The sequence below is a fragment of the Methanospirillum sp. genome, assembly GCF_028679455.1.
Taxonomy (GTDB): Archaea; Halobacteriota; Methanomicrobia; order Methanomicrobiales; family Methanospirillaceae; genus Methanospirillum.
In genome coordinates this window covers 1-2,790 of record NZ_JAJRBM010000085.1, presented here as the reverse complement: position 1 = coordinate 2,790, position 2,790 = coordinate 1, and the positions used below count along the sequence as shown (strand labels likewise).

3 protein-coding genes are annotated in these 2,790 nt (G+C 48.8%); all 3 read right to left on the bottom strand.

Going from position 1 to position 2,790, the window contains the following annotated elements; genetic code table 11:
* The coding region (locus LUQ50_RS02745; protein ID WP_300035824.1) for an NADP-dependent malic enzyme at positions 1–1,200 on the bottom strand (1,200 nt) is incomplete at its 3' end.
* An 82-nt stretch (positions 1,201–1,282) separates the two neighbouring features.
* On the bottom strand, positions 1,283–2,182 hold the full coding sequence (locus LUQ50_RS02740; protein WP_300035821.1) for an STAS domain-containing protein: 900 nt from the start codon (positions 2,180–2,182) through the stop codon (positions 1,283–1,285).
* A 274-nt stretch (positions 2,183–2,456) separates the two neighbouring features.
* A partial coding sequence (locus tag LUQ50_RS02735) for a hypothetical protein (protein WP_300035818.1) occupies positions 2,457–2,790 on the bottom strand: 334 nt, incomplete at its 5' end.

Sequence of the window (2,790 nt, the reverse complement as noted above, 5' to 3'; positions counted from 1 at the left end):
TCTGATGCATCCACATCTGCGGGCAGTCTCTCCCACGGCATCAGCGACGGCCCTTGCCACTCCCCGGTCCAGGGGATCAGGAAGGATCTTCTCGCAGGTTGGATCTTTGACGTACTCTGCTATTGCGCAGGCTGCTGCGATCTTCATCTCTTCGGTGATCCTGGTTGCACCGGCATCGAGTGCTCCCCTGAATATGCCGGGGAATACGAGAACATTGTTCACCTGGTTTTGAAAATCAGATCTCCCTGTTCCCACTACTGCAGCACCGGCTGCTGCTGCCAGGTCCGGCATGATCTCGGGAATGGGATTTGCCAGGGCAAAAACCACCGGATTTTTATTCATCTGGCGGATCATGTCCGGACTGACGAGGTTACCTGCAGATACACCAATGAATACATCTGCTCCGGCCAGGGCATCGGCAAGGGTCCCGGTCCGGTGAACGGAGTTCGTCTCATCGCCGAGGAGATACTTATAGATATTGTGATACAGTCCAGGCCTTCCCCGGTAGATGATCCCTTCACGGTCACATACGATGAGTTCCCTGACCGCTTTGCATAAACCCGCTTCGTAACCAATGCATTTAAGAAGACGGCAGATTGCGTATCCTGCCGCTCCTGCTCCAGATACGACCACCGTCAGGTCTTCATATCTCCTCCCGGTAACTTTGCATGCATTGATGAGTGCTGCCATGACAACGATCGCGGCACCATGCTGGTCGTCATGCATCACCGGAATCCCGAGATTCTGAAGTTCTTCTTCTATCTCGAAACAGTGGGGTGCCGCGATATCTTCCAGGTTTATTCCCCCGAATACCGGGGCAATGCTCCGGATATGGCTGATCAGGTCTTCATGGTCCCCGGCGATGCAGAGCGGAAATGCATCGATATCTGCGAACTCCTTGAAGAGGATGGCTTTGCCTTCCATTACCGGAATTGCAGCATAAGGGCCGATATTGCCAAGACCGAGGACCGCCGTCCCGTCTGTTACGATTGCAATGGTATTGTGTTTTAATGTGCAGGAGAATACCCGGTTTTCATCATCAGCGATATATCTGCTTACATGTGCCACACCCGGGGTATATGCAAGCGATAAATCCTCCCTGGTCTGCAGTGGTACCCTGGATCTGACTGACAGTTTGCCATGGTGTTCCAGGTGCAGGGAAAGGGATCTCTTTGCGATATCCTCCCTGTCGATATCCATGGCAAAGAGTCTCCCCTGCCTGATATGAATGTTTGGCTGGACCGAAAAAAGAGTGATGGGAAATATTAAGGTTATTCAGAGATCAGGGTTCCCGGTACGGGTTAACGATGCGGATCGTGGGTTTTTGTCCCTGCCCGTTCTGTCTCGGTGGAGCGGTCTGGAACGTTTGTTCCTCTGACATGATACTGGATTTGCTTACAACCATATACCCGCGTGAATCAAGGGCATACTGTACTCCTTCCTGCAGGGTTGCGCGTGTTACGATATCCTTCAGGTCGATACCGAGTTTCACCATCATCATGGCAACCTCAGGCTTAACGCCGGTCATGATGACCTGAGATCCAAGTAATTTGACCGCGCTTGTCGCTTTTATGATATGGGTCGCCACCAGTTCGTCGATTCGTGAAATTCCAGTTCCGTCCATGATTACGGAACGTGCATGTTCACGGCTGATAGCATCCAGCAGCTGTTCCATCATCTTGTTTGCACGTTCAGAATCAAGTGTCCCGATCATCGGCAGGACCAGAATTTCATCCCAGATTTTTGTTATCGGTGTTGATAATTCAAGAATTGCCTGGTTCTTATCACGGATGGCTCGTTCTGCAGCGAGCTGGTCGCTGATATCCTCGAACCTGATGAGGATCTGATCCTCGGAAGATGATCCGTACCGTCTCATGACTCCGGCATTGATGACAAAGTTCCGTTTTCCCTGTGACAGGGTAATTTCAATCTCAAAATGCTTGACTTCGGTTCCGGAGGTCTTTATACTATCCAGTTTTTCCCGGAACAGTGAAATATTAAAGAGCCCTTTTCCGATCTCGTATACAGATCTTCCTTCAATTTCTGCTCGGTTTACTCCGAATGTCTGATCAAAAGCCCGGTTACCAAAAACAACCGCATGTTTTTCATTAAGAACGAAAAGAGGCTCATCAATCGATTGAATTATCTCAAATGGATCGACATGAAGGGTCCTGCTCGACATATACGTGATCTATACTCATGGGTTGGAGTTATGTCTTTTGATTATCGTATCTTGTAAAACATTAACTCATGATGCACTTCATTTTTAAGGCAAATTTCCGAGATATTTCGGAAAGGTTGCATTATACGATGACATGCACTGAGTGTGCGGTGCATATCCTGGCAGTACTCTGACGAAAAGATCTTCGGAACCTTGTCCTGCCCAGGATCAGATCATTTATCTGCCCTTTTAATGCCAGGTTTTCTTGAAAAAGAGGTATTGTATCTGGACTTGATCAGATTACGGTTACAGTCAGGGGATTTGTCTTGTATTTAGTTCCGTTGATGTATGCAAAGATGTCATATGTCCCTTTCATTGCTGACTCCGGGATCTCTATGTCATAGGACTTGGTGACGTTTCTCAACATGATCGGAGGGATATCCTGCCCTGCACCAACTCCGGTATATTCGGATGTACTGATCTCTCCAAGTTCGGTATCTGATCCCGCGAAGTCCTCTGTTGCAAGGTACCAGGCTTCAGTCCCTGGTTCCGTTGTCTGTGCACCGTATTTGCCGCTTATCATGGTTCCGCTGAAACTCAGATCAAGTGTCAGTTCAATGGTATCTCCT